Source organism: Spirochaetota bacterium, assembly GCA_017999915.1.
In the GTDB taxonomy this organism is placed as follows: Bacteria; Spirochaetota; UBA4802; order UBA4802; family UBA5550; genus RBG-16-49-21.
Genome location: JAGNKX010000014.1, coordinates 17,124 through 43,605, shown reverse-complemented (window position 1 = coordinate 43,605; position 26,482 = coordinate 17,124). Strand labels below are relative to the sequence as shown.

General features: G+C 57.3%; 25 protein-coding genes. 6 read left to right on the top strand and 19 right to left on the bottom strand.

From position 1 onward, the window contains the following. Positions 1-30: 30 nt before the first annotated feature. The 3 genes from KA369_18525 to KA369_18515 form a co-directional block, all read right to left on the bottom strand. Positions 31-465 carry an Hsp20/alpha crystallin family protein gene (locus KA369_18525; GenBank protein ID MBP7737980.1) on the bottom strand — a complete coding sequence of 145 codons (435 nt, stop codon included), beginning with the start codon at positions 463-465 and terminating at the stop codon, positions 31-33. A gap of 123 nt (positions 466-588) precedes the next feature. Next, on the bottom strand, positions 589-1,575 hold the full coding sequence (locus KA369_18520; GenBank protein ID MBP7737979.1) for a M48 family metalloprotease: 987 nt from the start codon (positions 1,573-1,575) through the stop codon (positions 589-591). Positions 1,576-1,627: 52 nt separating this feature from the next. After that, on the bottom strand, positions 1,628-2,767 hold the full coding sequence (locus KA369_18515; protein MBP7737978.1) for a trypsin-like peptidase domain-containing protein: 1,140 nt from the start codon (positions 2,765-2,767) through the stop codon (positions 1,628-1,630). Between the two features lie 243 nt (positions 2,768-3,010). Between KA369_18515 and KA369_18510 the strand changes: the two genes are divergently transcribed. From KA369_18510 to KA369_18495, 4 genes are all read left to right on the top strand, one after another. Continuing rightward, the gene (locus tag KA369_18510; GenBank protein MBP7737977.1) at positions 3,011-3,649 is read left to right on the top strand and encodes a hypothetical protein; all 639 of its coding nucleotides are present in this window, start codon (positions 3,011-3,013) and stop codon (positions 3,647-3,649) included. Next, positions 3,649-3,972, top strand: coding sequence for a hypothetical protein (locus tag KA369_18505; GenBank protein MBP7737976.1), 324 nt, complete (start codon positions 3,649-3,651; stop codon positions 3,970-3,972). Before KA369_18510 ends, KA369_18505 begins: the two co-directional genes overlap by 1 nt. A gap of 9 nt (positions 3,973-3,981) precedes the next feature. Continuing rightward, the gene (gene sixA, locus KA369_18500; protein MBP7737975.1) at positions 3,982-4,443 is read left to right on the top strand and encodes a phosphohistidine phosphatase SixA; all 462 of its coding nucleotides are present in this window, start codon (positions 3,982-3,984) and stop codon (positions 4,441-4,443) included. Positions 4,444-4,543: 100 nt separating this feature from the next. Further along, positions 4,544-5,134: a hypothetical protein gene (locus KA369_18495; GenBank protein MBP7737974.1), complete on the top strand. Its 591-nt coding sequence runs from the start codon at positions 4,544-4,546 to the stop codon at positions 5,132-5,134. Positions 5,135-5,155: 21 nt separating this feature from the next. On the opposite strand, the gene KA369_18490 is transcribed toward KA369_18495, so the two are convergent. After that, positions 5,156-5,653, bottom strand: a complete 498-nt coding sequence (locus tag KA369_18490; protein MBP7737973.1) for a DUF4468 domain-containing protein — start codon at positions 5,651-5,653, stop codon at positions 5,156-5,158. A 199-nt stretch (positions 5,654-5,852) separates the two neighbouring features. Then, a complete protein-coding gene (locus KA369_18485; GenBank protein ID MBP7737972.1) occupies positions 5,853-6,068 on the bottom strand; it encodes a hypothetical protein in 216 nt (71 codons plus the stop codon). A gap of 354 nt (positions 6,069-6,422) precedes the next feature. Between KA369_18485 and KA369_18480 the strand changes: the two genes are divergently transcribed. Continuing rightward, positions 6,423-8,126 (top strand): tetratricopeptide repeat protein, encoded by a 1,704-nt coding sequence (locus tag KA369_18480; GenBank protein ID MBP7737971.1) that lies wholly within the window; start codon positions 6,423-6,425, stop codon positions 8,124-8,126. A 72-nt stretch (positions 8,127-8,198) separates the two neighbouring features. Here the strand turns inward: KA369_18480 and KA369_18475 are convergent, their stop codons facing one another. From KA369_18475 to KA369_18410, 14 genes are all read right to left on the bottom strand, one after another. Beyond that, a complete protein-coding gene (locus KA369_18475; GenBank protein ID MBP7737970.1) occupies positions 8,199-9,326 on the bottom strand; it encodes a FecR domain-containing protein in 1,128 nt (375 codons plus the stop codon). Positions 9,327-9,370: 44 nt separating this feature from the next. Further along, complete coding sequence (locus KA369_18470) at positions 9,371-11,011, bottom strand: PAS domain S-box protein (GenBank protein MBP7737969.1); 1,641 nt, start codon at positions 11,009-11,011, stop codon at positions 9,371-9,373. 26 nt (positions 11,012-11,037) lie between these two features. After that, positions 11,038-11,334 (bottom strand): hypothetical protein, encoded by a 297-nt coding sequence (locus tag KA369_18465; GenBank protein ID MBP7737968.1) that lies wholly within the window; start codon positions 11,332-11,334, stop codon positions 11,038-11,040. 131 nt (positions 11,335-11,465) lie between these two features. Beyond that, the gene (locus KA369_18460) at positions 11,466-13,121 is read right to left on the bottom strand and encodes a TolC family protein (GenBank protein ID MBP7737967.1); all 1,656 of its coding nucleotides are present in this window, start codon (positions 13,119-13,121) and stop codon (positions 11,466-11,468) included. Between the two features lie 28 nt (positions 13,122-13,149). Beyond that, positions 13,150-13,920: a TetR/AcrR family transcriptional regulator gene (locus KA369_18455; protein MBP7737966.1), complete on the bottom strand. Its 771-nt coding sequence runs from the start codon at positions 13,918-13,920 to the stop codon at positions 13,150-13,152. A 182-nt stretch (positions 13,921-14,102) separates the two neighbouring features. Next, entirely contained in the window at positions 14,103-15,170 is a 1,068-nt protein-coding gene (locus tag KA369_18450; GenBank protein ID MBP7737965.1) for a DUF362 domain-containing protein, read from the bottom strand. A 5-nt stretch (positions 15,171-15,175) separates the two neighbouring features. Beyond that, the gene (locus KA369_18445; GenBank protein ID MBP7737964.1) at positions 15,176-15,922 is read right to left on the bottom strand and encodes a 1-acyl-sn-glycerol-3-phosphate acyltransferase; all 747 of its coding nucleotides are present in this window, start codon (positions 15,920-15,922) and stop codon (positions 15,176-15,178) included. A 201-nt stretch (positions 15,923-16,123) separates the two neighbouring features. Beyond that, the gene (locus tag KA369_18440) at positions 16,124-16,405 is read right to left on the bottom strand and encodes a type II toxin-antitoxin system RelE/ParE family toxin (protein MBP7737963.1); all 282 of its coding nucleotides are present in this window, start codon (positions 16,403-16,405) and stop codon (positions 16,124-16,126) included. 12 nt (positions 16,406-16,417) lie between these two features. After that, positions 16,418-16,678 (bottom strand): type II toxin-antitoxin system Phd/YefM family antitoxin, encoded by a 261-nt coding sequence (locus KA369_18435; protein ID MBP7737962.1) that lies wholly within the window; start codon positions 16,676-16,678, stop codon positions 16,418-16,420. A gap of 38 nt (positions 16,679-16,716) precedes the next feature. After that, on the bottom strand, positions 16,717-18,570 hold the full coding sequence (locus tag KA369_18430; GenBank protein ID MBP7737961.1) for a long-chain fatty acid--CoA ligase: 1,854 nt from the start codon (positions 18,568-18,570) through the stop codon (positions 16,717-16,719). 240 nt (positions 18,571-18,810) lie between these two features. Then, the gene (locus KA369_18425; protein MBP7737960.1) at positions 18,811-20,760 is read right to left on the bottom strand and encodes a SpoIIE family protein phosphatase; all 1,950 of its coding nucleotides are present in this window, start codon (positions 20,758-20,760) and stop codon (positions 18,811-18,813) included. 94 nt (positions 20,761-20,854) lie between these two features. Next, complete coding sequence (locus tag KA369_18420; protein ID MBP7737959.1) at positions 20,855-22,114, bottom strand: hypothetical protein; 1,260 nt, start codon at positions 22,112-22,114, stop codon at positions 20,855-20,857. Continuing rightward, positions 22,111-22,782, bottom strand: a complete 672-nt coding sequence (locus KA369_18415; protein MBP7737958.1) for an ABC transporter ATP-binding protein — start codon at positions 22,780-22,782, stop codon at positions 22,111-22,113. Before KA369_18415 ends, KA369_18420 begins: the two co-directional genes overlap by 4 nt. A 97-nt stretch (positions 22,783-22,879) precedes the next feature. Then, positions 22,880-24,931 (bottom strand): PAS domain S-box protein, encoded by a 2,052-nt coding sequence (locus KA369_18410; GenBank protein ID MBP7737957.1) that lies wholly within the window; start codon positions 24,929-24,931, stop codon positions 22,880-22,882. A gap of 172 nt (positions 24,932-25,103) precedes the next feature. Here KA369_18410 and KA369_18405 point away from each other — a divergent pair, with 172 nt between their 5' ends. Further along, positions 25,104-26,462 carry a hypothetical protein gene (locus tag KA369_18405; protein ID MBP7737956.1) on the top strand — a complete coding sequence of 453 codons (1,359 nt, stop codon included), beginning with the start codon at positions 25,104-25,106 and terminating at the stop codon, positions 26,460-26,462. The last annotated feature ends 20 nt before the right edge of the window (positions 26,463-26,482 follow it).

Here is a 26,482-nt window from a genome sequence, read left to right as displayed (position 1 = left end):
CAAACTGCCCCCGAAAGCCCCCCGGCCTCATCAATGCACTTCCACATTGATCTTTTTCGGCTGTGCAGCTTCTCCCTTGGGGAGTTCGATATCAAGGATGCCGTTCCTGTAATTCGCCTTTACCCCGTCGGCCTTGATGCCTTCGGGCAGGACTATGGTCCGCGAGAAGGAACCGAAGGACCTTTCGCAGTAGTGGTAATTCCGATTCTTGTCCTCTTCCTTCTTCTCTTCTTTTTTCTCGCCTGAAATCGTCAGGGTGTTTTCCTTCAAGGTAACATCAAGGTCCTTTTCATCCAGACCGGGAATCTCAGCCTTTACATGGACCGCCTTGTCGTCTTCATGGACATCAAGCTTCGGAAATACTTCTCCTCCCACCAAGTCAACCGGTACCATTCTGAAAAAATCATCAAAAACCGTTGAAAGGGCGATATCCGCATCGCTTAATCTAGCCAATCCCCATTTCATAGTTTGCCTCCTTTTATCTCATTTTGTTAGCACTCATCTTTATTGAGTGCTAACAAATTTCATAGTAAATATACATAGGACAGAGCCAATCGTCAATATTCTGGATAATTTTTTTTGATTTTTTTAATGCCAGGTCCCACCTAACCGCCAGCGGGGTTTCCTGGTTACTGTGGAATAATGACCGGGTAATATCTGCTCTGCCCCCCCATTGGAAAAACCTATGGCATTCCCAAAATCCGCCCTGGCCCCATGGTTATTGTTTTTTCCCGCCAATTCCATCAATTTAACAATTCTTTTTCTTGTATGGGGATGGGTCCGTAGGACCGACGGTCCCGGGACCCTTCTGCCGGGCATGAAAATAAGGTCCCGGATCCTCATGGGGTAGTGCTCCAGCTTTTCCAGGGCGACAGCAAGGCCCCGGGGGTCCCCGGTCAGCTTAACCGCGTTCAGGTCAGCGTCATATTCCCTGGTCCGGGACAGGGCAAGCTGGAGAAGCACCGTCGCATAGGGAGCCAGAACCAGGATCCCGATGGCCCAGAAAGGTATTTCCGCTCCCCCGAGCAATATCAGGGGAAAATAGAGGGCCACCATGATAAAGCCCACGGTGGAAAAAATATTGGTGAAGCGGCTGATGGCGTCTGCCAGTCCCATGACCCAGAGGTCATTGTGCTCCACATGGCTCACCTCGTGGGCCAGGATGCCGGTCATTTCCTCCCTGGTCATGCTTCGCAGGAGGCCGTCCGTGACCACGATGGCGGCCCGGTCCCGGCGTCCCACGGTGAAGGCGTTCATGATGCTGCTCGGCACATAATATACGGTGGGAACGGAATTCAGGCCCGCCCGCTCCGAGAGGATACCCAGGACATGATACAGGCCCGGCACCTCCTCCGGGAGGAGCTGCCGGGCGTTATAGGACCGGAGCACCATGGCGGGGGAAAGGCGGGGGCTCATGAGAAATATCATGGCGCCAGCCAGTATGGCCACCAGGAGCCCCAGCTTCCCCGCCACCATGAGGCCGATGACGGCAAAAATGGCCACCATCATACCCAGTATCAGGAGGGACTGAAGAACATTGATCAGCTTTCGTATAAACAATCGCCCCGACGCCATTGCCCCGACTCCTTCACTTCCATTCGCCCGGCATAATACCAATATACGGCCTTTACGGCCTCTCGCCAACAGTCACGAAAAGATTTATCTTCGCCTTGTTCCGCCACACCGCTAACTGGATGGTCTTCCCGATGGACGTCTTCTCCACGGTTCCGACCAGGTCGCCGAAATCCTTGACCGCGGAATCCCCCGCCTTCAGGATCACGTCGCCCACCTGCAGGCCGCCCTTGTCCGCCGGTCCGCCTCCCACCACCTGCCCCACCAGGGCGCCTTCGTTGTTCGGAAGCCCCAGCTCCTTCGCATACTCTTCCGTGAGGGGAACGATCTGCACGCCGATGTAGCCGCGCTTGATCTTCTTGTGGGTCTTGAGCTGCTCCAGCACCGCCTTGGCGGTGTTGATGGGTATAGCGAAGCCGATGCCGATGTTGCCCCCGGTCTGCGAATAGATCATCCGGTTGATGCCGATCACCTCGCCGTACACGTTGAGGAGCGGCCCGCCGCTGTTGCCCGGGTTGATGGACGCATCCGTCTGGATATGGGTCTGGGAATCGCCCATCAGGTCGAGGTCACGGCGTCCCACGGCGCTCACCACCCCCACCGTGAAGGTCCTGTCCAGGCCGAAGGGGTTCCCGATGGCGATGGCCCAGTCTCCCACCTTCACTGAGCTGGAATCGCCCAGGTACACCGCGTCCAGCTTTTCCTTCGGGCTGATCTTCAGCAGGGCCAGGTCGGTCCGCTCGTCGGACCCCACCACGGTGGCGTCATAGACGATGGAGTCAACCTTCACCTTGACCCTGTCAACGCCGTTAACCACGTGGAAGTTGGTGCATATATAGCCGTCCTCGGAAAGCACGAATCCGGTTCCCAGGCCGGTGCGTTTCTGCGTGCGCGGCTGGGCGGAGCGGGGTGCCCCGAAGAACTCCCTGAAAAAGGGATCGTTCATGAAGGGATTCTGCGGCATTTTCACTGTCTGCTCGGTGCTGATGTAGACCACCCGGTGCTTGTTTATCTCGAATATTTTCCGAAAGGCGTCCTGCACCTTTACCGCGTCCGCCACGGTGTTCCCGCTTTTCAGGGGGGATTCCCCGGGCGCGCCGAAGAGCTTCCCGCCGCGGCCCATGCAGAAGAGCGACAGGAGCAGCGCCATGGACAGCGCGGGAATGGCCGCCATGAAGATTTTTTTGTTACGCATATATATCCTCCGCGTTATGATGTACTGTTGTATTGCGCGTTATCGCGCTCTCTCGCCAACCTGGCATGCGGCGAGAACCATGATTTCCGACAACATGGTCCGCAACAACGTTGATTACTTGTTATTGTTACCCGCCGGGAAGGAATGTTACAGCGGGTGATAATAATTATTTTACTTGCAATCCCCGGCGGAAATCCCGTACACTTGCCGGAAGCGATAGCCCGTTGCGGTGATCCTGAAATCATGGCACAGCAAAAAATTAATTGTAACATAACCATCGGGTTTTCCACGACCAGGCTCCTGTCGTCACGGATCATTCGCTGGGCCACGGGCTCATCCTGCAGCCACGCCTTCATCGCCTTCGACGACTCCTCACTGAAGATGCGGATGGTGATGCAGGCCGAATCATGGGGCTTCGAGCTCAGGCCCTGGGACCGGTGGATACGCCACAACACCCTGGTGGCGGAGTTCCGCCCCGTCGGCCCGCCCCTCGAAGGCGCCCTCCAGCAGCTCTCCAAATGGCTTGGCACCAAGTTCGATTACCGGAGCGCCTTCATCATAGGGCTGAAGAGCCTGGTCCTGTCATGGTCCCGGAACCGCTTCACCCTGAACCTGAACCAGAGCCCGTGGAAGCTCACCTGCTCGGAGGCGGTGTTGCGGCTCCTGAAGCTCGGCGCGTATCCTTCCATGAAACGGCGCGACCCCGAAACCACGAGCCCCGGGGCCCTCCTGAAAATCCTCATGGAAAGCACCGGAGAATTCAAAGCCGACTACCTAAAGATCCGGTACCTCCAATTCGACCGGATGCTGCGGATAAACCGGAAGGATTATAATAAATCGGTTTTTGCATTCAACAAAAGGCGCCCCGTCGGAGGGAAATAATGCCCGGAATAGATTACATGAAAATAATCGGCGTGCTGTCGAAGACGCTGGGCCTTGAAACCATCGACATGAAGTTTCACGACAAATCGACCGAAAAGATCGATATAATTATGGGAGGAGAGGCGACGCAGGAAAAAAAATTCACCCTCTCCCTGACGAATTTTTCCGTGGAGCTGATCTTTCCAAAGGAATACCTCCAGGGAAAGGATCTGGATAAATGGACCACCAGGTTCGAATATGAGCTGGAGCAGGCCCTGATGAAAAATATCGACATCCACATGGGTGGAGACGCTTCCAGCCATATAGTGAAGATTGAATTATAGGAGGCATCCATGGCGCTCTTCTTGGTACAGCATGGCAAGGCCGCCCCGGCCGATGTCGACCCGGAACGGGGTCTCACCGCCGAAGGCCGGGCCGAAGTGGAGCGTATCGCCGATGTCGCCAAGGGCTACCGGGTCGCGGTCCGCTCGATACTGCACAGCGGTAAAAAGCGCGCCCGCGAGACCGCCGAGATCTTTGCCGCCCGACTCGGCGCCGATATCGCCGTAACCGCCATTCCGGGAATTGAACCCAACGACGATGTGGCGTCCTTTGCCGGGAAACTCAACGCCGCGGACAACGCCATGGTGGTGGGACACCTTCCCTTCATGGAAAAGCTGGCGGCGCACCTTGTCACCGGATCATCCCTGCGGCCGGTGTTCAAATTCCAGAACGGCGGCATTGTGTGCCTTGACAGGGACCAGGAAAACGGCTCATGGGTGATCATCTGGGCACTGATGCCACGCATCGGTTAATACCGCCATTTTAGAATTATTGTTGACATATACCGAACGGACGGTTTAAATACGACAGGTTAATCTTTCCCGCCCCAAATATGCCTGAGGGAGTATCACGATGAACGACACCCACGCCTGCACCAGGGACAGAGAACTGCTGGAAACCCAGGGTGCGGTACGTTGCACCGCCTGCGGCAAGGAAATTGACTACCTCACGTCGCAGGTTTCGGGCAATGCCGATGACGCGATCTATCTCTGTTTTGAGTCGATAAAGCAGAGGATCTTCGTGTACGGGAAATACCTTGGCGGACGGTACGGGGCCCTGATCATCCGCAAGTACTACACCAAAGACGAATGCCAGAGGAAAGTATGCGAGGAGGACATGCACACGCTCCTGGCGGCGGACAACCGCGAAGAGTATTCCCGCTTGGTGACATGCAAAAAAGGGAACATGGAATCGATCATCCTTACCAGGGACATCATAGAGGCCAGGAAGCGGGACCTCACCAACGACAGTCTCAAGGATTATTTCAAATATCCCAACAGCGAGAAAAAATATTTCTGCCACATCCACGCCAGGGATAACAATTTTACGTGCCAGTGCGGGGCCGAGCTCATACAGATGGGTTCCGAGAAGCACCGCGATCTCACCGGCATGGAGGACCAGAAGTTCGTGGAGACGTACATGCCGGAAGTGTTATCGCTTTAAAACCGCGGCCGCGCCGCCGTCCTACCATTCCTCTTCCTTTTTCTCTTCTTTTTCAGCAACGCCCCGGGACACATGCTCGCGGAGGCTGGCGGTGAGGCTGTCCAGCTTCTTTCGAATCTTGTCAATCTCGAACTTGTACTCCATCGGGCTTGACCGAATCTGCCGCTCGTCATAATACACGATAAAGTTGTCGAAGGTCACGCGGTAGCGGTTCTCCCGGGCCTCGATTGTCAAATTATAGCTGAACTGCCTGTCCACCAGGAAGTCGAAGTATTCCGAATACTTGCCCGTCCCCTTCGCGATGATCTTGCCCTTTTCCTTGTCCTTCACGACTATATCATCATTGACATTGACGAGCTTTTTCGCGCACCACTCCAGGGCCCGGTCGTAAATCTCGCTCTTCGGGAGCTTGACGTCGATCACCTGCCGCACCATCCGTTCCTTTTCGGGAACCTTCACCAGTCTCCCGCAGCCGGACAGCGCCATCAACCCGATACAAACACTCGCAATATATTTCATAGTGCACCCGCCTTTCACCTGGAGTGATCTTCTTCTAGTACAGGAGCCCAGTAAATCAAGAAAAAAACAATTCTCCCTTCAGGGAACGCGACAATAGCCGCCCCGCGAGGGATGGGCTCCATGAAATGGGCGCTGTTTCTCTGCCATGAGGTGATGAGTCACGAAGAAAAGGGGCGACCGGCTGTATAGCAAGGCTCCCCTATGATATGTTCACCAGGAATTTCATCTTGTCCGCGACAATGGAAGATTCATTTTTTGGAAGGGGCATATCAAGGGGGCACATGACCACAAGGGGCCTTTCCTTTTTATCAACGGTAATGACCCGGTAATCAATACTGCCGCTGTATTCGCAGAGAATGCCGTCAAGCTGTGAATTATAATGGTACCTGCAATTCTTGCAATCTTCAAGCTTCATCCATGGACCTCCTTTGCAGGCGCCCCTGAAGGGGCGCGGCATCCATCTTAATGAGACATAATACATTAAATTACTATAAAGGAAGGGGATTTTCAACTTTTTTTGCTGAAATTTCCCAAAAAGACGCATTTAAAAGGACCTCTTATCAAAAAAAACATCATTATGACAGAGTTTTCTTCAAATTCTAATGCAAGCGCTCACTCTCTAAAAACACCCCACAGCAAGCTATGGGGCATTATGTCGTATAATCTTTTGCGCGCTCTCTGTCATAAAAATGCCTCGACAAAATGGCATCAACCGTCTACATCGAATAACAGTTAACGAAATTCAGCGATTTACGCTAGGAGCCTTGCCATGGGAAAGACAAATCCAGGCAGAAATGCCGCATTCTTGAAGCATGGGGCCATTCTTGCTATAATGATGATATGCGCCTGCTGGATGGAAAGCTTCGGCGGCGAGGCCCGGCCCTGGGGACCGCGGGACACCGCGCTGCTGAGAAAAATCGCACTGGAGAAAAAGCCGGAACGGCGCCTTAAGCTGGCTGACGCCAACAGGGAGATCATAACAGAGCGGTGGCTCCAATCAGCGGCGACCCACGCCGCGACCCTCGAGAGCAACTACATCGATGATACGGGGCTTCGCATGACCCGCGTCATTGAGGAAATGGCCCGTAAAAAAAACCTGAAACATGTCATCGCCGCGGCCCTATATGCCAGGGGGGACATCCTCCTCGATTACCGGTACCGCGGCCGCGACGCTGAAAAGGCTTTCACCGACGCTCGGAATATTTTTAAAGGAGGAAAGGATAAGGATGGGGAGGCGCGCTGCGTCAATCGCCTCGGCGACGCCGCTTTCCGCAGGTTCGATTACCGCGCCGCGGACCTGAGGTTCCAGGAGGCCCTCAGGCTCTACCGAGAGGCGGGATCGTCCTTCGGCGAGGCCAACTGCACCAAGCGCTTCGGCGATCTTTCGCTCCAGGTGCCCGACTACGGCAAGGCGGAAAAACTCTATTCCCAGGCCCTTCCCATCTACACGCGGCTCCGGTCGATTTTGGGCGAAGCCAACTGCCTGAAGCGCCTCGGGGACGTATCCTTCAGCGCCGGCGCAGCCGGCGAGGCCCGCGCTAAGTACGGGAAGGCCATGGCCCTGTACATGAAGGCCGGCTCCCCCCTGGGAACGGCCAACTGCCGCAAGATGCTCGGAGAGATCGCCTTTGCGGCCAAGGATTTTACCGCGGCCCGGGAGGAATATCTCAGGGCCCTCGAGCTGTACCGGACCGTGCGATCGGTCCAGGGTGAGGCCTTTTGCCTGATGAGGCTGGGCGACCTTTCCCTCGCGCGGGGCGATCTCGACGGAGCGGAAAAAGACTACCTCCATGCCCTGGACCTCTACGAGAGAAGCGATCCCTATCCTGAAAAGACCGAGTGCATTCTGCGCCTCGCGGAGCTGGCGGCGGCGAAAAAAAACAGGCGGTCATCGGAGAAGCTTTCCGACGCGGCCATCAATACTCCCGCCATTCCGTCTTCGGGGAAAAAGGACGCCGACGCCCTCTACCGGCTTGGCTCCATCAACGCCAACAACCGGAGCTTTGATCGGGCCGAGCGGCTCTATCGCGAGGCGGCCCGCCGGTACAGGGCCGGCGGCTCCGTCATCGGCGAAGCCAACTGCATTTACCGCATCGGCGAGCTGTTCATGAACAAGAAGCGCTACCGCGACGCCGGGAGCCGCTTCGACGAGGCCCTCGGCCTCTACCGGAAGGGCAAATCGACGCTGGGCGAGGCCAACTGCGTTTTCATGAAGGGAGATATATTCTTTAAAAAGCCGTCCTATGAACAGGCGGGGAAGCGCTACGAGGAGGCCCTGGAACTCTATCGCTCCTCAGGCTCCCTCCTCGGCGAAGCGAACTGTATATACAGCCTGGGTGATGTGAGCTTTTATTCTCGAAATACGGCCGCGGCCCGGGACCGGTATCAGAAAGCCCGGCCCCTGTACACCAGGGTGGGTTCCTCCCTGGGAGAAAAAAACTGCGATACAAGGCTCCGTGAAATCGGCCGGTGAGCCCTTCTCGCCGGACTTTACCGCCGTGACGGTCCCGGCGCGACAGCCCGTGCGGTTATAACCGGACCTTTCTCATTTCGCCTCCGGCTCATCCACCCGGGGCTTTTCCAGGAAGCTGCCCGGCCGCCGTTCCTTCCCGGTCACGGTCCGCGTCGTCTTTTTATTCGCACCGGATTCCGATTCGGCGGCATCGGTCTTCCCCGAATCCTTAACGCCGCTCTCCTGTTTTTTGTCGACAGCTGTCCCGGATTTCCCTGCGTCCTTTTTGGCTCCGTCAGGCCTTGTCGTGTCCGCGGCGCTCTTCCCCTCTTTTGAGCCGGCCGGGTTTTTCTTTGCATTGGCGGCGGCATCCCCCTGTTTTCGTGGCGGGGTCTTGTCCGCGTCGGTACCGGCGGCTTTTTTCTTCGCGGCTCCTTCCTTTTTCATGGCATCCGCCGCGCCTTTCTTTTCGGACGCTTCGGACGCGGTTTTATCCTGTTTCACGGCTGCATCCGCGCTGTCCGCCCCCCGGGGCGCCCGGTCCCGCCTCGATCCGGTCCGCATCGCAGTGTCCTTGCCGGGAGCGGCCTCCCCTTTCTCGTACGAATTTTTCCCGAAAGAAAAGTCCCTGTAGGCATAGCCGCGGGGGATCGGCTCCGTAGCCATCTTTTCACCGCTATCGATGGTGACCATCTGGTTTTCCCCGATGACGATCTCCCCGTCGCTTCCGGCGCGGCGGACCGTTACGGATCCCCGGGAACAGGCCACCACGCCCCGGCCGTTCTCAACTCCGTACAGGAACTCGGTGCCCCGGACCGCTGCGACCATCGTCGACGACGACACGCGGAACGAATCGCCCTTGTTGACCTTCAGGAAGACCCTGCACAGAACGGTCCCTTTTTCCACGGTCATCTCCATGGTGGTGCGCTCTTGCTTCACAAGGCGCGTAAGAGCCGTAAAATCTATCAGGGTCTTTTCGTATATCTGGAGTGTGTCGCCGCCTATGCTTATCCGCGCATAGGAATTCGCCGCCGTCCGGAGCTTCATGCCCTCGGTCAGGACGTCTCCCGCCCGCGCCGGGGCGCTCCGTTCGCCGGAGAGAAGCGCCACGTCCCCGGCGATAAAATCGACGACGCCCCTCAGGGGCTCGGCGTCCTTTGCGCAGCTCCCGAAAAGCACCGCCGCCATCATAATCATCGCACAGGCGCATTGTCTCATCATGGTCCTCCAAAATTTCAGGCCCGGCGCGTCACGCCGGCCGCGTTTCACGTGCCGAGATACTCGAATCCCAGCAGAACTATATCGTCATTCAGATCAACCTTCCCCCTGAAACGGTTGATCTCCCCGATGATGTTATCGAGGGTCGCCTCCAGAGTCCCGGCGTTGCAGGAAAGAACCAGCTCCGGCAGCCGGTCGTAGCTGACGCTCTCCTTGTTCTCGTTCACGGTCTCAGGAATGCCGTCGGTGTAAAGGAAAATTCTGTCTCCCTTTGCGAGGGAAACGCTTTTTTCATGGAATTCCAGCTCCTCGAACATGCCGATGATGGTCCCCTTGCAGTTCAGGTACCCGGCGCCGCCGCCGGCGCGGACCACGATCGGGTGGGGATGACCGGCCGAGCTGAAGGTGAAGCGGGCCTCTCCCGGGCCGCTCGTGGTGAACACGCCATAGACGGCGGTGAGGAAGCTCAGGGGCATGTTGCCGAAGAGCTCATCGTTGAGAGTGGTGATGAAGTCGGCCGGCTTCAGGGCCATAACCCGGCACACGCGCTCCGAGGTCGCCTTCACCAGCGACAGGTGCAGCGCGGCGGAAACGCCGTGGCTCGACACGTCGCCGACGAAGACCCCCAGGCCGCCCTCGCGGAGCTGTATGAAGGAAAAGTAATCGCCCCCCACGGCCTCCAGGGGAAGGTACCGGTAATCGGCCCGTATCCATTCGAAGGAAGGGATCGTCGTGGAGAGGATGGCCCGCTGGATCCGCTGGGCCGTCTTGATATCGTCCTCTATCGCCTGGTTGCGCTTCCGTAAATTTTCCTCGCTGGTGCGCAGCGCCTCCTCCACTTCCTTCATCCGGGATATGTCGTGAAAGTTCACCAGGACCGCCTCGCCCTCGTTCCCCCTGATGCGCTGGGCGCTCTTTATTATGGGGATCAGCCTGCCGTCCTTGGTTTTCAGCATGGTCTCCGCGTTATCGATCTTTTCCAGGTTCCCCTTGATGACAGGGCAGGTGCAGGTCTCCGGGTTCTCGGGGCAGATAATGCCGCACTCCTCCCCGATCAGCTCATCGTAGCCGTACCCGGTGATGCCGCAGGTGATGCGGTTCACGTCGGAAATGGTCCGGTCCGCGTCGAGGAGGATGCTCCCTCCGGGGATGTTGTTGTACAGGACGCGCCACTTCTGTTCGCTCTGGCGCAGGGCCTCTTCCATGGCCCTCTTCTCGGTCACGTCGCGGATGATCCCGCCGAAGCCGATCGTTCTCCCCTCCGGGTCCAGGCGCAATGCCACGGAACCTTCGGCATGGCGGATGATGCCGTCTTTGCGGACAAAGCTGCCCTGCACGATCTTCTCTGAAACGCCCGTGGCAAAGACCTTGTGGAAAAGCATGAACATCCTGTTGTGCATTTCAGGCAGAACAAGCTCCCTGAAGCTCTTGCCGATGATCTCGTCAATGGAATACCCCAACAGCGCGCAAAAGGCCGAATTGACAAAGATGAATCGCCCGTCCAGATCGACCTCATAGTAACCCTCCTCGATAGACTCGATCATAGAGCGGTACTGGTCCAGTATCTCGCTGTGGCGGGTGTACTTTTCATTGACGGCTTTCACGAAATCACGGAGCCCGACGGGGATATCCTTTATGCCTCCGAACTGCTTTTGTATGAGGCCCTTCAGATTCTTGTGGATCTTCATGGGTATGCGATGATATTCACATTAATTTACGTGCGCCGTTGCGTCACTGTAGCAGATATCCGGCATCGAGTCAAATAATTAACTCTCGCCCCCGGCGGCAGGCCCATGTCCACGATCCGGTCTTTGAGCCTGCCGTAAAGCAATTCCATCCCTATCCGCTTCTTCATGGTTTCCCTTATGTGGAGCGTCACGAAGAGGGCTATGACCGCGGGAAGGGCGTAGATGTGGCAGAGGGGAGGATGGTGGCTCAGGAACATGGCGTTGATGATGTCCCACAGAATGATCCAGGCCGGGAGCACTCCGAAGTTGGCAACATAGGGCATCGTGACATCTCATCGCCGGATTGAATGCTACGGGGGCAATACTATCACCACCGGAGCGTTCACGTCAAATTATTTTTATTGATCGCGCCGGGGACGGCGCTGTCCCGGCGCGCCGGGACAGCGGGGAAAGCTTACTTCTTTATGTCCTTGGGAATATACTGCTCGACGTCGATGCCGTATTTTTCAAACAGGATGTTCCGGGACACATCGAACATCAGGAGCGAGATATTGTATCCCACCAGGGCCTGCAGCTCCCCTTCGCGGCTTTGAATCAGGGCGTCCACGGCGTTTTTCACCACGGCGGAATTAAGCCGGCCGAGGCCGAGGTCGCGGAGCATGCCGCGGTAGAATATCTCGGACTGCTTGCGCGCCTCCGACGCCTTCTGGTAGAGCCGGTAGCTGGTTTCTATATTGTCGGCCGCGTTCAGGATGTCGTCCTTGACGGTGCGCTTATACTTGTCCAGCTGGATCTGGGCCTGCTTGATCCTGAAGCGCGCGTTACGCTCCTGGATGTAGAGGTCATTGTCGCCCAGGGGATGGGTCAGCATGAGCTTTCCCTGCACCTGGGGATACTTGAACTGGCCGAGGTCCTTCGTGAAGGCGTCGGAAAAGCTGTTGTTCTCCGACGTGAGCCTTCCGTTGATGGAAGCGACCAGCGACGGCAGGGAATTGTTCTCCGCGATCCTGAGCCCTGCCTTGGCGCTTTCCAGGTCCCGTACCGCGTTAATGTAATCGGCCCGCTTCTGGTATGCCGTCTTCAGGGCCTCTTCGATATTGATGGCCGGGTACTTATTCGTGAAGACCGCGGTTCCGGTCACGTCAATGTTCTCGTCCATGTTGATGGTGGAGAGGAAGGCCCGCAGGGATTCCCGGTATCTCTGCCGCGCCATGGCCAGCTTCGCCTCCGCCCCGGCGAGCATCGAGTTGTACATGCCCAGGGTATAGTCGTCGGCAAGGCCGTAGGCGGCGTTGCGTGCCGTCATGTCCCGGACCTTCTTCGTCTCCCGGACCAGCATCTCGGCGTTCTCCAGGGAGACCTTGTTCATCACCGTGGTCCAATACTCGCCGATGACCTGCACGATGATAAGGGAGAGCTGGAAGACGATCCGGTCCTTCTGCTTCTTCGATTCGTTCTTGAGGATGTCCCGGGTCATCCGGTCGTTGATGCCGAAGGCGTTCTTCAGGAGCTCCTGCTGGACCGAGATGAATATGCCCGGCTTGTGCGGGTGCGACGGACCGTACATGCTGGAAAAAAGGGAGCTGGTAAGGCTACTGGAGCGGTTCATCGCGTCATACTCGTATTCCACGCCGCCGGCCACCGTGGTCCCGGACATGAACTTATGCGCAACGGTGGCGTTCACCTTGGCCTGGGTCACGTCAGTACCGGCAAAGGTCTTCTGGGAAGGGACGTTCCTCGAATAGGCGACCCCGCCCTCGGCGGACAGGTAGGTCGCGAACCTCTTCATGAACTGGTTATACTGCGTATCGAGCATTGCCACCTCGTAGCTCACGGCCAGCACGTCATAGTTCTGCTTCACGGCCCATACGATGGCCTGGCTCAGGGTTATCTTCATGGCGCCCAGCACCAGGGCCGGCTCCTCCGCCATTTCCACCTTGATCGGCCGCGCCTCCCGGGCCGCCCGGGCCTTGGCGTCGATGACAACGCCGGGAATTTCATCTTTTGTAGCGGCGCCATCCTTATTGACCTTCACTTCCTGGGCCCCGGCCGTAAAGGCCAGGCCAGCCACCATGCAGATGATCGCCGTATGTTTCACTACTCTTTTCATCTTCTTCTCCTGAAACGGTTTCATGCGCTCATTTCTTAAGATAAGATTCTATGCGACGGAAGACTTCCTCGTTGATCCGTTCATTCTTTTTTTCAATAAGGTATTTGAGCAGGTCTTCCAGAATGACTTTCAGCTCCTCGGGCAGGTCCGGGACCTTGTAGTGCTTTCCCCGCGGCGTAAGGGACTTGAACACGTACTCGAGTACGTAGCCGAACACGTCCTTTTCGTCGATGTCCCCGTACATCTCCTTGAATAAAGGCTTCCCCTTGTAAAACTCCCTGTTTATCACGTAAAAAGAAATAAATGTCGTTATGTTCATGGCCGCCAGGGTCGGGTAGTCCGATTCGAACTCGCCCGTGGCAAAGCCTTCTTCCATCACGGCAGTGAGAACCTTCTTGCGGGGTATGTCGTACTCCATGATCAGTGACTCGAGGTAGCGCTTCCCTTCCGCGAGCTCCCAGAAGATGATGCGCATCGCCTCGGGGTCCATCGCCCTCAGGTAGATGTTCACGATAAAATAAATGATAAGATAGAGTTTTTGGGATGCGGTCAGGTCCCATTTGCCAAGGTATTCAGGGATGGATCCCGGGGAGTCGTCGCCCCTGAATATCTGTCTCAGCACCTCCATGTACAGGGTCTCCTTGTCCGTGAAATAGTAGTGGATAAGGGCCTTGTTCACCGAGGCCCGCCTTGCTATGCCGGACATGCGGGCGCCGCTGAATCCCTGCTCCGAGAACTCCTTTTTGGCTGCCCGAAGAATCCTCTGCTTCGGCTGGATCGTTTCCTTTTTTTTCGTCATATCAAGCGGGCCTATGTCCCAGGGTTTAACCATGTGATTAAAATATTTAACTGTATGGTTAAATCTCCCATGGCCCCAATAATGTCAAGAAATTAATGGATGTTCATACGCGCCGGGACACTGCTCACCGGGGACCCATGCGCGGAAGATCGGCCAGGCCGCCGCCGCGCCTCGTTTCCCTATCAGCCCGCGGTTATCAGCTCATAATCGGGGCTGCCGAAACCGATCTCCCGGGCGTAATCGATCTGGAACCGGTACGGTATGTCATAGGCCATATCCGAAAGCTTTTTCCCCGCTTTCCGCTCAACCAGGTCGAGGGACGCCGCGTCGGCGGCGACGGGGTCGCGGGACACCACGATGCCGATGTCCGCCACGATCGGTTCATAATCGGTCATGCAGTCGCAATCCTTGGATATGCGGGTGAGGACATTGACGCAGAGGATCTTGTTCTCCTTGCCCCGGGCCACGCCCCAGGCGTGCTCCACCACCTTCTTCTGGAGGTCTTCGTAAGTGGCGCCCCAATTATAGGCCACGGCGTCGAAGCGGCACACCGCCAGGCACTGGCCGCAGCCGATGCATTTGGCGCTGTCGATGACGGCGCACTGTTCCGTCATGGCCACGGCGGAAACGGGGCACCAGTGAACGCAGAGGCCGCATTTCGTGCAGGCCTTGGCCTTGATGCGCGGCCTGGCCGTGGAGTGCTGTACCATCTTCCCCTTCCTGCTGGAACACCCCATGCCCATGTTCTTGAGAGCGCAGCCGAAGCCGGTTCCCAGGTGTCCCGTGAAATGGGACACCATTATCAGGGAGGGGGCCTTGACAACGGCGGAGGCGATCTTCACTGAAGAGTAAAGCTTGCCCGGGACCGGCACCTCCGTCTCCTCGTCGCCGTACAGGCCGTCAGCCATGATGATGGGCATCCCGGTGTGATTATACCCGTAGCCCTGGTTCTGGGCGTGGTTCAGGTGGGACACCGCGTCGGTGCGGTTTCCCTTGTAGAGGGTCTGCGTCTCGGTGAGAAAAGGGCTCCCCTTCCTCTCCCTGGCGAGGGCGCCCAGCATCTTCAGGTAGAGGGGCGGCACATGGCCGGTCTTTTTCCCCTCGCCGAAATGGGTCTTGATCGCCACCATGTCCCTTTCGGCTATGAAGCCGAGAAGGTTTTCCGCTGCGATGAGCTTCTCCAGGGAGGCGCACATCGCCCTGTCGTCAGCGGTTTCGGCCGATGGAATGAAAAATGCTTTTTCCTTCATAACGGTTATCCCTCTGTATAGCGCTCCAGGACCGCCAGGTTCTTGATCATGAAGTCCCGCACCATGGCCGCGGTCTCCTCGACGGTCTTGTCCTTGAAGGCGTCATAGGGAATCTCGTCGAACACCTTCATGATGATTTTCTGCTTGCCGTGAAAGTTCATGCTGTACTTGGGCAGGGCCTTGTTGGTGCCGCTGACCACGATGGGGAGGATGGGCAGCTTCATCTTGTGGGCCAGCTGGAACGCCCCCATCTTGAAGGACTTGATCTTACCGTCGGGCGAGCGGGTACCCTCGGGGAAGAAGAACACGGAGCTCCCCTCGGCCAGGCGCGCCTCACAGTCCCTCATCATCTGCTCGATGCTCTCCTTGTCGCCCCGCTTCAGCTTCACGTACTGGTTCAGGGACATGTTCCACCCGATGAGGGGCACCTTGAAGATCTCGATCTTCGACACCCACTTGTAATGGAAAAAGAGCCTGAAGGCCACCAGGATGTCCAGCTGCGACTGGTGGTTCGACACGATCATGTACGTGGCGCCTTTGCGCACTTTCTCCCGCCCCTCGGTCCTGATGCGCCAGGAGGGCATGATCCAGGTGTAGAGGGACGCCCAGAAGCAAGTCCAGAGATGGAGGAGCCTGAGACGCCTGTCAAAGAGATAGGTAGTTATCCTGAGAGTGAGGGAGACGAAGAAAAAAGGTATGGACGTGATCGCCACGAATGCCAGGAACGCGATAGATATGATACGGTTAAACATACGGGATTTCTCCTGTATTCATCGAATATAGGCCGGATTGGCCATGCCGGGACACGGCATGAGGTTCACACTAAGCACCAGGGAGATTTTTTTGCAAGAAAATATTTTCCGGCCGGCAAGACTTGATCACAACCAGGCCCCCGTTTTATCAAACCTTGCTAAAAGAGCAGTCATGGATTCATTTTGACATGCGGGCCGGGGTTATACCCGATTTTTCCTCAATAGTTTCAGCGTTTCTTCGTAGATTGTTCTGCGCGGGCCGATGGCGATCACAGAGATGGTACCGGATTTTTCCGGTTTGTAAATTATCCGGAATTTCTCCACGCGGAGACTCTTAAGGCCGGCCAGGTCTTCCTTGAGATTTTTTCCGATTGCCGGGTCTTCCAGAACAGCTGCAAGGCCGTTTTTTATCTTTTTCTTTATATAAGGATGCAGTTTCGATATAAAACGCCTCATATCGTCAGTTAATCGTAATCTCTTCATACCGGGCTTTGGCTATTTTCCGAAAAGGTCCTCAAGGCTGTACAGGGACGCGCCCTTTTTATATTTTTTCAGGGAACCCTTTATTTCTTTAATAAATTCAGCGTCGTTTTTAATGGCCCGAGTCTCTTTCAAGCCTTCATATTCCTCGGGGCTCATCAAAACCGCCACATCATGGCCGTTCCTGGTTATCATTATCTCGCCTTCGTACTTCTCTATCCGGTCGACAATCTGGCTTAATTTGGCCTTTGCTTCCGCTATCGGTATCGCCTTCATGGTGGCCGCCCTTTAAATTGGTCTGAATTATGGTCAATTTACACCTTTACCGGAACGGAGTCAAGTTTAATATCCGGCCATTCGTTGGCCCGGCATGAAGCCGGTCTGGTATAGAGCGAATCGATCTCTTCTTTGTATCGCTTAATAATCTCGTTTCTTTTCAATTTTAAGGACTGTGTCAGCATGCAGTTCTCCAGGGTGAATCCTTCGCTGAGGAGCAGGCAGTTCCTCGGTATCTCGTAGGACCCGACCTTATCAGCCAGCTCTTCTTCAATAGTTTTAACAATAAGGCCCCTGACCATGTCGCTTTTCATGGCATCGTCGGCGCCTCCGGCGAAGCCGTTGCCGCGGGCGAGCTTCAGAAGCTCCTCCGTATTGGGATAGATAAGGCACACGTTATGGGCCATGTTCAGCCCGTACACGAAGACCTGGTCGATGATAGGGTTCAGCTTTATCTCCTCCTCGATCTTCACCGGGGAGACAAACTTGCCGTTCTCAAGCTTGAACTGCTCCTTTATCCTGCCGGTAATATACACAAAGCCGTCATCGTCCAGGTAGCCCATGTCGCCGGTCCTGAGGCCGCCGTCGGCGGTAAGGGTCTCGGCCGTGGCTTTAGCCTTGTTGTGGTAACCCTTCATGACATTGGGCCCGTGGATGATGATCTCCCCTTCCCTGCTCTCCGGTCCGGTCGTTGCCCTGTCGATCCCGATCGTGACGCCGTCGATGACCCTGCCCACGCTTCCTATCCTGTACCCGAGGGGGGAATTCATCGCCGCCGCCGGCGAGAGCTCCGTCATGCCCCACCCCTCGTACACGGGCAAACCTATATCGAAGAAGAACCCGGTAATGTCGGAAGACAATGATGCGCCGGAGGAGATGAAGAACCTGAGGTTCCCCCCGAAACCGCGCCGTAGCTTTTTGAAAACAAGGGAATCGGCAAGCTTGAACATCATCCTGTCGACAAAGCCCCGGCGCTTATCGCCGAGGCGCTTCCTCCGCGCCACGGAGAGTCCCCTTTCGAAGAGGGCCCGTATTGGATAGGCTCTTTGATTTATCTTCCTCTGTATCCCGGTATATATGGTCGTGAACACCTTGGGCACAGCCACCAGTATTGTGGGCCGCACCAACAGGATATCATCGATTATGGTGGAGGCCTTTTCCGCGAACCCGGTGGAGCCTCCCAGGGAGGAGCCAAAGTTGAGCTCGATGGTCTGCCCATAGGAATGGGCCCAGGGAAGGATCGACAGGGACCGGTCTGTCTCGTCGATCATCGGGAAGGCCTTTGAAATAGCGTGGACATTGCTCATTATGTTGCGGTGGGTGAGGAGCACTCCCTTGGGCTCACCCGTGGTGCCGGAGGTGTAAATGAGGCTGGCCACCTCGTCCGGATCGGGATGGACCGATTTAACCGGCTTCGCTTTCCCCGTCTCTTCAAGGCGTGCCAGGCTATCCTTTCCTTCTCCTTCGATGATGATGATCGATTGGAGGCGCGGCGTTTCCCGCTTCCATTCCATGATCGCGTCATGGATTTTTCCATTGGCGACAAAGAGCGCTTTCACGCCGCTGTCGTTGATGATATATTTCCAGGTCTCCCGGAGCTCCGCCTCGTACATGGGCACGAAGGAGGCGCCGAGGCCCAGGGTCGAGTAATAGGCTATGGCCCATTCAGCGGAGTTGTTCCCAATGATGCCTACGGAATCGCCCCGGCCGATTCCCAGGGCGGCCAACCCGGCCCGGACATTGTCAATGCGCCGCCCCCCTTCTCCGTAGGTGATCCATTCGTACCGGTTTGTCTTTTTGTTCTTCGTGCCGGCCCAGTTCCTTCCGCTGTGCCGGGCAATGCTCCCCTCTATCATCTCCACAAGGTTATCAGGCATCGTTACATGGTTCATGGTATTTCCCCGGATTCATAATGTTCGGATTTCCGGTTCCCGGAGGGGCCTTTAATCCGGCAGGAAAACGACTTATCCTGCTGCCGGGGAAAAATATAGGGATTTTTTCAGGGGAAAGCCCGCCAAAACTACAGGTGTGGAAAATGCGGCATTACCAAATGTACAGCTGTAATTTTGGCAAGGTGCCATTAATCATCGGAGGCGTGGACACGCATCATCGCCTTTTCCGGATGTTGCCATCTACCCCCGGCGTACCAGGGCCATGATGGTGATGTCGTCGGATTGTGGCGCCCCGGCGGTGAAGCGTCTCACGTCGTCCAGGACCAGGCGCACGGCTGCTCCGGCGTCTGAAAAATCAGCTCTCGACGCCGTAGCCAGGAGGTTCTCCTCCGAGAACTGCTCCCGCGCTGTGGTCATCGCCTCGGTGACGCCGTCGGAATAGACGAGGAGCGCCTCACCGGGACCAAGGGTAATCGACATCTCCCCGTAAACAGCCTCCGGCAGGATTCCCATGGCCGGGCACTCCGGGATGTCCAGGAAGCGCGGGCCCGAGGACCCGCCGGCGAGGACCGGCGGGTTGTGGCCCGCGTTGGCGTACCGGAGCTCCCCCGTGGCCGGGTCGAAGACCGCGCAGAAGGCAGTGACGAAGAGCCTCGACTTGTTGTTGTCGCAGAGGGTCCTGTTGAGCCTGCTTATCGCCTCCGCCGGAGAGGGCGAATCGGCAATGACATTCCTGAACAGGGTGATGGTCACGGCCATGAAGAGGGCGGCCGGCACCCCCTTGCCGGACACGTCCCCCACCAGTATGGTGAGGCGGCCGTCGGCGCCCAGGACATGGTCGTAGAGGTCGCCCCCCACTTCCCGGGCCGGCTCCATGATTGCGTAGAGGTCGAAGCGGCTCCGCTGGGCCGGGTCTATGGGGAGCGGGAGGAAATCGGTCTGGATCTGGTGGGCAAGCTTCAGCTCGAACTCGATGCGCTCCCTGGTGGCCGTGGCCGCCGCCAGGTTGGCGATATATTCCTTGAGGGAAAGGCGCATGCCGTCGAAGGAGACCGCCAGCTGTCCGATCTCGTCGCCCGTGGCAATTGCGGGCAGAGGCTCGTCAAGGTCTCCCCGGGCTATCCGCTCGGTCGCCAGTGCCAGGGTGCGAACAGGCCGGGCGATGGTACGCGCAATGAGGACGATCACCAGGGTCATCAGGATGAAGCCTCCCACTCCGATGGCGATGAGGGCCATGGCGAGGGTCCGTTCCCCCTCGAAGAGCTCATCGGACGGGATCATGATCCCCAGGGACCACCCCGTATCCAGCAGGGGCGTGAAGTACACATAGGAATTGCGGCCCGAATGAAAATCCGTGATCTCCCTGAAGCCCGAGCGGCCGCCGGTCATGGCCGTGCCGATGGACTTCAGCTCATTGTCGCGGCGCCGCTCCGCAACCGAGAAGATGGTCTCCTTAAGAACAAGCTTCTCGTCCGGGTGGGAGATGAAGCGGCCCGCGCGCGAGATGATGAATGCGTAGCCGCTCCGGTACAGTCGCACGGTGGATAGATAGCCGCGGAGCCACTGCAGCGAGAGGTCGGCCGTGACAACGCCCCTGAAGCGGCGGCTGTCACCGCTCCCCTGATGGATGGGCGCCGAATAGGTGGCCATGGGAATCTCCCCGCCGCCGGTATCGTAATAGGGCTCGCTCCAGGCCGGCCTGTGCAGCTCCCGGGGGACACGGTACCAGTCCATGGAAAAATAATCGTACGATGGTCCGCCCAGCATTTTCATCGCCAGGGCGCCGTTGTTGCGGAACCAGTAGGGCGCGTAATAGCGCCGGCCGGCCATGACAGAGTCCGGCTCAAAGGCCGCGGCCGAGCCGTACATGGCCCTGTTGAACTCCATGTTTTCCCTGACGAAGCGGCCGATATCCGGCACGGCGCCCTGCTCAAGCTGCGCCGCCCGGTGGCGGATGAAGCCGCTGATGGTCTCCGTCTCGTCCATGAACCGGTTGGCGATGGAGCGGGCCAGGAACCTTGATTTTTCCCGCTCGTCATCGATGGCAAGCTCGGTGGTCATGTAATAATTGTAGATAAAGGCGGCTCCGAAGATGAGGCCCGCGCTCATGGCGAAGGCCAGGCTCAGCCTGAGGGTGAGGCCCCCCCTGGCGCGGATGGCCGCAATGATGGATGTAATTGTGGTCTTCATGGCATATCCTCGCAGTCCCCCCCCGTGGTGTATGAACCCATCGAACTCTATCCTGAATCCCGGCCGTCGTCATGGCAGCCGGAACAGCTATCGATCAGTCCCTGCTCAGGCCCTTGGCATAGAGCCTCACCAGGGCCGGCACAGCGGAGAGCACCGGGATCAGGGTGCCGCTTATAAGGATCATCCGGAAGGTCTCCTCCGGCATGGCCAGGGAGACCATGAACCCGGTAAGGTGGAAATACTCGGTCACCCGGGCCGAGGCGTACCGGAGGAGCCAGGCCCCTCCCCAGGCGCCGGCAAAGCCGATCAGGGCGTACTTGAACAGGATCGTCGCCGTGAGGAAGAGCCGGGAGGCGCCGATGAGGCGCAGGGTCCGGTAGTACTCGATCCGGTTCAGCACCGCGATCATGGTGGCGAAGGAGATGGCGATGACCGCGATGATGACGATGATCGACTGGAGGAGCCTGATTATCAGGGTGATGGACTCCTTGAGCTTCAGGATCTGCTGCGACACCCCCTTTTCGGCCTCAACCACCAGGCCCATGGCCCTGATGCGCGGCTCCACCCGGACCATGGCGGCGTGGTCCTTCACCTTCACGTAGGCGTACTGGTAATCGTTCCGGTACTTCTCTACGAAGCGCCTGTTGTATCCCGACACCAGCCCCAGGGGAAGGATCAGGGCAAAGGAATCGATCTGGTCCGTGAACCCGGCCACGACCGCGTCCATGTCATCGTAGCCTTCCAGGGTCTTCAAGCTCGACCTGCCCATGTAGAGCTTGAACCCGAAGCCGATGGCGCCGCGCTCCGATATGCGGGGGAGGCCGTTGGCCGCGGCCATGCCGTCGTTGTATGATTGCAGAATGGACCGTGGCAGGAGCACCGGGATCACCCGTTCTTTGGAGGAATCCTTCCATAATTTTTTGTAGCGCTCCCCGGCGAGCTCCGTGCCCACCAGCTGCCGGGGCACCCCGAAGGCGAGGATGTCGGTGCGGTAGCTGAAGCCGAGGTAGTTGACCCGGGCCTGTATCGGGATCCGGAGCGCCGACACCGGCAGGACCTCGGTGACCCCTTCCATGGCGCGGACCCTTTGCAGGGTCCGGTCGGATATGACGACGTTCTTCGGCCGGTCCACCTCGAAGAGGAAGAGGGTGCGGGGCTGCCGCGTGGATACCCTGATGGTGTTGGGCGGGATGGAGGAGGCGAAGCGGTTGTGGATGTAGTTGGCCAGGCTGTCGCCGGCTATGCGGAAGAGGCCCACGGCGAAGACCGAGAGCACCGCTGACAGGAGCACGATTACGCTCACGAACCTGCTCCCCCCGATCTCCTTCACCACAAGGTAGAGGCGCTGGATCATACCGCACCCCGCAGGGTCCCGTCCTCCATGACGCACACCCGGTCCGACTGGCGGTGCATGTATTCGTCATGGGTCACGATAAGGATCGCCTTGCCCGACTCCTTCAGGTCAAGGAGGATGTCGAAGATCTCCTGGGCCGTTTCCCGGTCCAGGTTCGCCGTGGGCTCGTCGGCGAGGATCAGGCTCGGCCTGTTCACCAGGGCCCGGGCGATGGCCACCCGCTGCTTCTGGCCGCCGGAGAGGACCGCGGCCTTCGTCTTCCTGAACTTGTAGATCCTGAGCCGCTCCAGGATCTCGTCGGCCGCCTCCCGGGTCTCGGCGCCGACGCGCCCCCTGATGCGGGCGGGGAGAAGGACGTTGGAGAGCACCGTCTCGTCGTTCAGGAGCCTGAAGGTCTGGAACACAAAGCCGATCTCGCGGTTGCGGCGGCGCGACGCGAGAATATCCAGGCCGTGGATCATCCTCCTGCCGTTGATGTAGACAGCGCCGGCGCCGGGCCGCGTGATGCCGGCGATGACATTGAGGAGGGTCGTCTTGCCGCAGCCGGACATGCCGGTGATGGAGCATATCCGCCCCCCCTCCAGGGACAGGTCGAGGCCGTCCAGTATCTGTTTCTTAACGCCGGCTATGCGGTATTGCTTCCGGATGTTTTCTACGCGAAGGATCATGAAAGCGCCCCCCGTATTTCACGCGGGTGACATTGTACACAGGGGAGCGGCATATTCAAGAAAAAATTGTCCGCCGGGCCGGGCATCGGGGGGCGGGTTACTTCCCCGCCAGGGGGATGGAGATGGATACGTTCACCTTCACCTGGGATTCGCGCCGGGTGTCGGAATGGTCGACGATGTTCCGGGCCGTCACCTCGCCGCCGTGCTTGGTGACGATCTTCTCGACCAGGGTGAGTCCCAGGCCGAATTCAAGGGTGTTGTACTGCTCGTGGACGAACTTGGTGAGCCGGTAGAAGGGCTCGAAGACCACCTTCTCGTACTCCATGGGGATGCCGACGGTCCCTTCCTCGCTCTTCTCCGGGTCGTTGATGACGGATACCACGGCGTCCTTCCCAGAGACGTTCACGAACACGGTGATGAAGGAATTGCGCCTGGAGAACTTCATCGCGTTGATGATGATCTCGTAGAGGGCCTTGGAGAAATAGTCCTTGTTCAGGTTTACGCTCAGGTCGTTGTAGCGGTAATTGAAATCGTTGATGACGATGCGATTGCTGTTGTATTTGCCGTATTCCTCAACCTTGCTGATGACCACCTTCACGGTTTCATACAGGTCGAAAAGGGATGTCTCCTTCAGGTCAAACTCATTGGAGATGATCCAGTCGATGCTGGTGAAGGTCTTGAAGGCGTCCTTGATGAGGTTCACGTTGTTCTGGATCATCTCGATGATCCGGCTGTCCACGACGTGTCCGCTCTCCGTCTTCTGGGCGCTGGTGGTCATCATGTCGATGAGGGACACCAGGGTGCCGAACCCCGCTCCCTGGGTGAAGCTGTTATGGATATTCTTGAAGAGGGACTTGTCGGTGCGGGATATGTTCCGCTCCATCATCTTTTCCTTCCATTCCTTCCAGTCGAGCTCGCGGTTCATGAACTCCTGGGTGCTGCTGTCCAGTATCTGCTTGGCCTGGTCCAGGGCCATTTTCTGCCGCTTGAGCTCGGTGATGTCCTCCGCGGTGATGATATAATGGGTGAACTGGCCGTCCTCGCCCGTTATGGGGGACACGTTTGCCTTCGCGTAATAGAGCTCGCCGTCCTTTTTGAGGCTGTAGAGCTCGCCCTTCCACGTTTTATCGCAGGTCATCCTTTTCCACACGTCATTCTCGTGCAGGATGGGGTTACCGGGATCATTCACGTTCTTTCCCACGACCTCGTTCCTGCCGTATCCGGAAATATCCGCGAAGGCCGAGTTCACGTACTCCACGATCCCTTCCCTGTCGATGATGACCACCATGTTCGGGTTCTGCTCGATGGCGTGTCCGAATATCTTCAGGCTCTGCTCGATATTCTTCCGGAGCCCCACTTCCCGCTCCATGCTCTTGTTGGCCGCGGTGAGCTCGCGGGTGCGGTTTGCCACCTGCTCCTCGAGGTCCTTCTGGTAGGAAGCCTGCTTGTCCTTCAACATTTTCTGGTACGTCATATCCCTGACGATGACCAGCGCCTGGCCCGGCGCGGTGGGGATGATCCGCGCCTCGTAATAGACCTTGATTCCCTGGCGCATCAGGGCATAATCGAATATCGCCATCTGGCGGCTGTCCAGCGCGGAGGATATGACGGAGCGGGCCTTGTCCGCGACCTTGGCGGTCCAGAGATGCCCCGCCGTCTGCCGCTCGACATCATTGAGATACTCCCCCTCCCGGGTCACGTAAAAGACCGTATCCGGCAGCGATGACAGGATCGTGCGGTTCCGCTCCTCCGCCTCATAGAGCCGCTTTTCCATGTCGATCTTGTAGAGCGCCATCTCGATCGTGGCATAGATCATGTTTTTATCATAGGGCTTCAGGATGTACCCGTAGGGAACCGAATCCCGGGCCCGCATGATCGTCTTGTCGTCGGTGCTGACCGTCGTATAGATGACTGGAATGCTGCATTGTTCGTGGATCCTCTGGGCGGCGGTGATACCGTCGATGTCGCCCTTGAGGGTGATGTCCATGAGGATCAGGTCCGGCCTCAGGTCGTAGGCGGTCTGGATGGCCTTCTCTCCCGAATCGACGGTGTCAAAGACGGTGTACCCGTATTTCCTCAGTATCTGGGAGAGAAGAAGCGCCGATGGGGCGTCGTCCTCAACAATGAGAATTTTTTTCGGATCGGTCATAGAGTTACATTCCGGGACCAGGGGGTATTGCGAAACCAGAGGAATGATAGTTCCCTGTTAATTTCATATGCCCTTATATTATTAAAATATGAAAAGTCAATAACAAATTGTCCCATTTTTTTGTTTACATGCCGCATTAATCCCTGTACTTTGATGTCAGATGGAGTAAGATATGGCGGGTGAAAAAAAACGTGAAGATATTTCCGAGGGCGGCGCTGAAAGCCTGCTGGAGGAAATAACGGAATTTATCGATTTTACCACTTTTAACAAGATCATCAACAAGCTGACCGATTACGCCGAGATCATCAGCGAGGGCAAGATCTCCGGCATCATCAACTACAACTTCCGCCTCAACAGCAATCAGACCGGCAAGGTCATCAGGCTGCTTGAAAGCATCCAGGCCGTCACCCGCATCTACAACCTCGCCCTGAAGGGATCGAAAGACCTGGAGATAGAGTACATATCCCTTATTTTTTCAGACTATGACAACCCGGAAAGCATTTCATCCTACGTCAACCTTAAAAACGTGATCGAAAACCGGCTCACCCATCAGGTCCAGCAGTACAATGTCAACATGGGGAAGAACAACTCGACCCTGGCGATCCCCCTCAACGAGCTCCGCGGACACGTCAAGACATACCTGGACCTGAACGAAATGGAGCTGGCGGTTTCGACGAAGGCCCAGCACGGCATCATCGCGGCCTCCCTCCATGACGCCTACTCGACCCTGCTCAGCCGGCAGGAATTCTGGAACGACAAGACATACATGAAGTTCTTTTTCAACGAGGACGACATCTCGCGGAAAAAAGTGCTGCTCCTCAAGAGGGAGAGGCGCCTCTCGATCCGTGAGATCGGCAACAAGGTCCGCGCGACCCTGGACCAGCTCCATGCCGTCATGTACAGCCGCATGCAGACGGCCAAGGAAGCCGCCGCGGCGGCGGCCCAGGCCGAAGCGATCACGGCCCAGGAATTCTCCCCCCGCGCAAGCCGTTCGGAATCGTTCACCGACCGGATGCTCATGACGCCCTTCGGCCGGCAGTACGGCGGCATCATCGACAGGATCATAACCGGCATCTTCGATCCGGCCAAGCGGGCCAATCTGAACGCCATCCCGGAGGAGACCGTCAAGGAAAAGATCGCCACGCTCTACCAGTCGTACAAACTCCGGTCCGACATGTCAAAGCTCGCCGGCGAGGTGCAGCACGCGGTTGACTATCTCCTGATCCAGGACTACGGCGTCAAGACCTTTGCGGAAAAATTTCTCTACTATGACCGGAAAGAGGCCTTTGCAAAATTTTACTCGGGGCCGAACCAGGAGCAGATCGATCAGTTTCTCACGCAGGTATTCTCCATCTATTTCGAGGAAAGCTTCGGCACCCTGTTCAAGATCATCAAGAGCATGGACATGAAAAAATTCGCCTGCGCCTACATCATCAAGCGCGTCTACCTGAGGGAAGGAGACAACCTTACCAATTTCGGTTTCTTCTTCATACGGGTCATAGCGAAGGTCGGCGGCATAAAATCCCAGTAATGACCGGAGGCGCCCACGAG

Coding starts and splice junctions, on each gene's coding strand:
- KA369_18525 (MBP7737980.1), bottom strand. CDS start 465: ATGAAATGGGGATTGGCTAGATTAAGCGATGCGGATATCGCCCTTTCA.
- KA369_18520 (MBP7737979.1), bottom strand. CDS start 1,575: ATGGCGTCGGGGCGATTGTTTATACGAAAGCTGATCAATGTTCTTCAG.
- KA369_18515 (MBP7737978.1), bottom strand. CDS start 2,767: ATGCGTAACAAAAAAATCTTCATGGCGGCCATTCCCGCGCTGTCCATG.
- KA369_18510 (MBP7737977.1), top strand. CDS start 3,011: ATGGCACAGCAAAAAATTAATTGTAACATAACCATCGGGTTTTCCACG.
- KA369_18505 (MBP7737976.1), top strand. CDS start 3,649: ATGCCCGGAATAGATTACATGAAAATAATCGGCGTGCTGTCGAAGACG.
- sixA (MBP7737975.1), top strand. CDS start 3,982: ATGGCGCTCTTCTTGGTACAGCATGGCAAGGCCGCCCCGGCCGATGTC.
- KA369_18495 (MBP7737974.1), top strand. CDS start 4,544: ATGAACGACACCCACGCCTGCACCAGGGACAGAGAACTGCTGGAAACC.
- KA369_18490 (MBP7737973.1), bottom strand. CDS start 5,653: ATGAAATATATTGCGAGTGTTTGTATCGGGTTGATGGCGCTGTCCGGC.
- KA369_18485 (MBP7737972.1), bottom strand. CDS start 6,068: ATGAAGCTTGAAGATTGCAAGAATTGCAGGTACCATTATAATTCACAG.
- KA369_18480 (MBP7737971.1), top strand. CDS start 6,423: ATGGGAAAGACAAATCCAGGCAGAAATGCCGCATTCTTGAAGCATGGG.
- KA369_18475 (MBP7737970.1), bottom strand. CDS start 9,326: ATGATGAGACAATGCGCCTGTGCGATGATTATGATGGCGGCGGTGCTT.
- KA369_18470 (MBP7737969.1), bottom strand. CDS start 11,011: ATGAAGATCCACAAGAATCTGAAGGGCCTCATACAAAAGCAGTTCGGA.
- KA369_18465 (MBP7737968.1), bottom strand. CDS start 11,334: ATGCCCTATGTTGCCAACTTCGGAGTGCTCCCGGCCTGGATCATTCTG.
- KA369_18460 (MBP7737967.1), bottom strand. CDS start 13,121: ATGAAAAGAGTAGTGAAACATACGGCGATCATCTGCATGGTGGCTGGC.
- KA369_18455 (MBP7737966.1), bottom strand. CDS start 13,920: ATGACGAAAAAAAAGGAAACGATCCAGCCGAAGCAGAGGATTCTTCGG.
- KA369_18450 (MBP7737965.1), bottom strand. CDS start 15,170: ATGAAGGAAAAAGCATTTTTCATTCCATCGGCCGAAACCGCTGACGAC.
- KA369_18445 (MBP7737964.1), bottom strand. CDS start 15,922: ATGTTTAACCGTATCATATCTATCGCGTTCCTGGCATTCGTGGCGATC.
- KA369_18440 (MBP7737963.1), bottom strand. CDS start 16,405: ATGAAGAGATTACGATTAACTGACGATATGAGGCGTTTTATATCGAAA.
- KA369_18435 (MBP7737962.1), bottom strand. CDS start 16,678: ATGAAGGCGATACCGATAGCGGAAGCAAAGGCCAAATTAAGCCAGATT.
- KA369_18430 (MBP7737961.1), bottom strand. CDS start 18,570: ATGAACCATGTAACGATGCCTGATAACCTTGTGGAGATGATAGAGGGG.
- KA369_18425 (MBP7737960.1), bottom strand. CDS start 20,760: ATGAAGACCACAATTACATCCATCATTGCGGCCATCCGCGCCAGGGGG.
- KA369_18420 (MBP7737959.1), bottom strand. CDS start 22,114: ATGATCCAGCGCCTCTACCTTGTGGTGAAGGAGATCGGGGGGAGCAGG.
- KA369_18415 (MBP7737958.1), bottom strand. CDS start 22,782: ATGATCCTTCGCGTAGAAAACATCCGGAAGCAATACCGCATAGCCGGC.
- KA369_18410 (MBP7737957.1), bottom strand. CDS start 24,931: ATGACCGATCCGAAAAAAATTCTCATTGTTGAGGACGACGCCCCATCG.
- KA369_18405 (MBP7737956.1), top strand. CDS start 25,104: ATGGCGGGTGAAAAAAAACGTGAAGATATTTCCGAGGGCGGCGCTGAA.